This window comes from Chitinophaga sp., assembly GCF_035564935.1.
GTDB lineage: Bacteria > Bacteroidota > Bacteroidia > Chitinophagales > Chitinophagaceae > Chitinophaga.
In genome coordinates, this window is record NZ_DATMTE010000663.1 from 1 (window position 1) to 3525 (window position 3525).

At 46.0% G+C, this 3525-nt stretch carries 5 protein-coding genes; 1 reads left to right on the forward strand and 4 read right to left on the reverse strand.

Translation table 11 applies throughout. The features are described from left to right. From VN105_RS17065 to VN105_RS17080, 4 genes are all read right to left on the reverse strand, one after another. The coding region (locus VN105_RS17065) for an NAD-dependent epimerase/dehydratase family protein (RefSeq protein ID WP_325642741.1) at window positions 1–106 on the reverse strand (106 nt) is incomplete at its 3' end. A gap of 30 nt (window positions 107–136) precedes the next feature. Further along, window positions 137–1009, reverse strand: coding sequence for a glucose-1-phosphate thymidylyltransferase RfbA (gene rfbA / locus VN105_RS17070; RefSeq protein ID WP_325642737.1), 873 nt, complete (start codon window positions 1007–1009; stop codon window positions 137–139). Between the two features lie 159 nt (window positions 1010–1168). After that, window positions 1169–2173: an inorganic phosphate transporter gene (locus tag VN105_RS17075; protein ID WP_325642738.1), complete on the reverse strand. Its 1005-nt coding sequence runs from the start codon at window positions 2171–2173 to the stop codon at window positions 1169–1171. Window positions 2174–2215: 42 nt separating this feature from the next. After that, entirely contained in the window at window positions 2216–2866 is a 651-nt protein-coding gene (locus tag VN105_RS17080; RefSeq protein ID WP_325642739.1) for a DUF47 domain-containing protein, read from the reverse strand. A 182-nt stretch (window positions 2867–3048) separates the two neighbouring features. On the opposite strand from VN105_RS17080, the gene VN105_RS17085 reads away from it, so the two are divergent. Continuing rightward, window positions 3049–3525 (forward strand): UDP-2,3-diacylglucosamine diphosphatase (locus VN105_RS17085; RefSeq protein ID WP_325642740.1); only part of this gene is annotated, 477 nt, incomplete at its 3' end.

Consider the following 3525-nt stretch of genomic DNA (forward strand, 5'->3'; position numbering starts at 1 on the left):
TTCTGATATTACTATCTACAGATACCACGTCAAAACCATTATTGATCAGATCTACAATAGTATGCGCGCCTATATAGCCACAACCACCCGTAACAAGAACCTTCATGATATTTCAGATTTACGTTTATTTGATATTTCAGAAAACTTTTTGATTGAGCACCGTTTCAAGGTAAGCTCCGTAACCGCTTTTCAGCAAAGGTTTGGCCAGCTCCTGTAATTGGCCGGCGGTAATAAATCCTTTACGGTAGGCAATTTCTTCAATACAGGCTACTTTTATTCCTTGTCTTTGTTCTATTACCTGTACAAACTGTGATGCCTGCATCAGTGAGTCGAAAGTGCCTGTATCCAGCCATGCTGTTCCGCGCGGTAATATAGAAACTTTTAATTTTCCGCGCTGTAAATATTCTTTATTTACGTCTGTAATTTCGTATTCACCGCGGGGGCTTGGTTGCAGGTTTTTGGCGATTTCCACTACTTCATTGTCGTAGAAGTAAAGCCCGGGTACAGCGAAATTGGATTTAGGCTGTACGGGTTTTTCTTCGATGGATAGCACCTTCATGTCTGCGCCAAATTCCACTACTCCATATCTTTCGGGGTCGGATACCTGGTAGGCATATACGATACCGCCGTTGGGGCTGGTATTGTGGGCCAGTTGTGTGCCGAGGCCGGCGCCATAAAAGATATTATCCCCCAGTACCAGTGCTACGCTGTCCTGGCCGATAAACGCTTCACCTATCACAAAGGCCTGGGCCAGGCCATTGGGGGTTGGTTGTTCTGCATAGCTGAGATTCAGTCCCAGTTGCTGCCCGTTGCCAAAGAGCCGTTGAAAAGCCGGCAGGTCATGCGGGGTGGAGATGATCAGGATATCCTTAATGCCCGCCAGCATCAGGGTAGACAGCGGGTAGTAGATCATGGGCTTGTCGTACACCGGCATTATCTGTTTGCTGATAGCGTACGTAATGGGGTGTAGCCGGGTGCCGGAGCCACCGGCGAGGATAATTCCTTTCATTTACAAGATCAATTTTTGATGGTCACTAACTTATCTCTTCTGATTGGAAGAAAAACCGCACAAAAATAGCGGCTCTCTTTCAATTGGCATCTTTTTTTTATAAAAAAAGCTCTCCGGCGGTTGCGGGAGAGCTTTTTGAGTATGTTGCGGTCCATTTTGTTAAATGAACAGATTTATAAGAAAATAGGTAAGTGCTGCCAGTAGTCCGCTGATAGGAATGGTTAAAACCCACGCCCACAGGAGAGATACGGTAACACCCCAACGAACGGCAGATAACCTCTTGGTGGCGCCTACGCCCATGATAGCACCCGTAATAACGTGGGTGGTACTGGCGGGAATACCAAGGTGTTCTGTAAGGAAGAGGGTAATGGCGCCGGAGGTTTCGGCAGCCACGCCTTCGAGCGGGGTTACCTTGGTGATGCGCGTTCCCATGGTTTTTACGATCTTCCAGCCGCCGCTCATGGTTCCCAGTGCAATACAGGTAAAGCATGCGAGGGGCACCCAGTCCGGCATCTCTTTGAGGCTGCCGATATAACCGGCAGATACCATTGCGGCAGAGATGATACCCATTACTTTCTGGGCATCGTTACTGCCATGGCCGAGGCTCAGTGCCGCAGAGGAGGCCAGCTGCAGGCGTTTGAACCAGCTTTCCGCCCTGTAGGGATTTGCCTTCCGGCAGATATTTACAATGATAAGTGTTATAATAAAGGCCACCACCATACCTATGAGGGGGGCCAGTACAATAAAGTATACAGTAGGCAATACTTTGTGGAAATTGATTACGTCAATATTTCCACCGGAAGCGGTAACCGCCGCGCCAATAAAGCCACCTATCAGGGTATGCGAGGAGCTGGACGGGATACCCAGCCACCAGGTGAAGAGGTTCCAGGTGATGGCTGCTACCAGGCCGCAAAGAATTACTTTCAGTGTGATAAACTGCTCAAATACGGAGTTGGCTACGGAATTTGCTACTTTAAATTCACCGATGTAATATTTAGCCACAAAAAAGGCCACAAAGTTGAATACTGCGGCCCAGAGCACTGCCTGAAAAGGGGTAAGCACCTTGGTCGACACAATAGTGGCAATAGAGTTGGCGGCATCATGGAAACCATTAATATAGTCGAAGATGAATGCCAGTATGATAATAATTACTAGTAAAGTCATGACATCAGGAGAATTAGGCGTTCAGAACTGTAATCCCCTTTATCAGGAGTACTTGATAATAATGGTTTCTATTACGTTGGCGCAGTCTTCGCATTTGTCGGTAGCGATTTCCAGCGCCTGGTAGATTTCACGCATTTTAATCAGTTCTGCCGCGTTCTGCTCTGTATCAAACAGGTCGGCGATGGCCATGTCATAGATATCATCAGCATGGTTTTCCAGGCTGTTGATCTTAACGCAGGCATCCGTAATGACGCGCATATTCTGCATATTGCGCAGTTCCGGGATAGCTTTGGCAAGTTCCAGTACACCGAGGTGGATCAGTTCTGCCAGTTTGCGGATGCTTTCGTTGATGTAATGTACTTTATAGAGATCCATTCTTTTGGCGGAGCCGTGGATGTAATCAGCCACGTCGTCCAGTGTAGCCGCCAGGTAGTGAATATCTTCACGGTCAAACGGGGTAATAAAATTCTGTCCGAGCTCTACAAATATGCGGTGTGTGTAATCGTCGTTTTTATGTTCCAGGCGTTCTATCAGGTGTACTTTATCTTTTCTCACCGCCAGATCTGTGGTGGCTACCAGCTCATTGAGCACAGTTGCCATTTCTACCAGATTGGAAGCTACGTCTTCAAACAAAGAATAAAATACCCGGTCTTTCGGCATGAATAGTTTAACAAAAGAATTGAAGCCTCCCATACAGTTTGTGTTTAAAAATTTGCCGCAAAAATAGCTTTCAGAATCTATCCCAGCCAGTAAAAAACGTGAATTAATAATTCCTTAACACTGGATTAATATAAAAGTAATATAGCGATTTTTCCTTTGTATTGAAAATTATACTCATAAACAGGCTGCCTACAACCTGTACATACATACCTATAATGTCGGATAAACGCCCATTAGATATTGCTGTAATTTCAGATGTTCATCTGGGGATTTATGGTTGTCATGCCAAAGAGCTGGTTCAGTACCTGGATAGTATCGACCCGCGGATATTGATATTGAACGGGGATATTATTGATATCTGGCAATTCAGCAAGCGTTATTTCCCAAAGGCGCATACCAAAGTGATCCGGAAGATCCTGAAGATGATAGGGAAAGGTACAGAAGTATATTACCTGACCGGTAACCACGACGAGGCGCTCCGGAAATACGCGGGGTTTGAGTTGGGGAATTTTACGATCGATAATAAGCTGGTACTGGAGGTAGATGGCAAACGGCATTGGTTCTTTCACGGGGATGTATATGATGTGACCATGAAAAACTCCAAATGGCTCGCCAAGCTGGGGGGGAAAGGATATGATCTGTTGATTATCCTGAACAGGCTGGTGAACCATATCCTGGAAAGTATAGATCGG